This window comes from Methylobacterium marchantiae (genome assembly GCF_042679825.1).
Lineage (GTDB): Bacteria > Pseudomonadota > Alphaproteobacteria > Rhizobiales > Beijerinckiaceae > Methylobacterium > Methylobacterium marchantiae.
The window spans coordinates 1-690 of sequence record NZ_JBHTND010000086.1 but is presented as its reverse complement, the minus strand read 5'-3'; the positions used below and the strand labels follow the sequence as shown (position 1 = coordinate 690).

The 690-nt window shown below is 67.4% G+C and carries 1 protein-coding gene; it reads right to left on the bottom strand.

The window, feature by feature from the left end:
• Positions 1-690 (bottom strand): thiamine pyrophosphate-dependent enzyme (locus tag ACFQ4G_RS21925; RefSeq protein ID WP_379041129.1); only part of this gene is annotated, 690 nt, incomplete at both ends.

Sequence of the window (690 nt, the reverse complement as noted above, 5' to 3'; positions counted from 1 at the left end):
CGTCGGTCACCACCACGATCGGGGTCACGCCTTCGGCGGCGAGCTGGCGCGAGATCTTGCCCGGGTCGAGCGGGCCGTCCACGTTCTGCCCGCCGGTCATCGCCACCGCGTCGTTGTACAGGATCTTGTAGGTCATGTTGACCTTGGCCGCCACCGCGGCGCGGATCGCCAGGCTGCCGGAGTGGAAGTAGGTGCCGTCGCCCAGGTTGGAGAAGATATGCCCTTCGCTGGTGAACGGCGCCTGGCCGATCCAGGGCACGCCCTCGCCGCCCATGTGAGTGAAGGTCGAGGTCTCGCGGTCCATCCACAGCACCATGTAATGGCAGCCGATGCCGGCGGTCGCGCGCGAGCCTTCCGGCACCTTGGTCGAGCTGTTGTGCGGGCAGCCGGAGCAGAAGTACGGGATGCGGTCGGTCTCGGGGTTGGCCTTGGTCGGAATGCTCTTCAGGACCAGCTCTTTGGCTTCGAGGAAGGCGATGCGCTCCTTGACGCGCTGCTCTACCGGATGCCCGGCGCAGTAGTGCGAAATGCGCGAGGCGATGGCGCGCGCGATCTGCGCCGGGTTCAGCTCGTAGGTCGCGGGCAGCAGCCAGTCGCCGTGGCCCATGCGGTTCTTGTTGCTCCACTCGCCGGTGTCGTCGAACTTGCCGACCACGCGCGGGCGCTCGCCGTCCGGCAGGTTGTACAGCT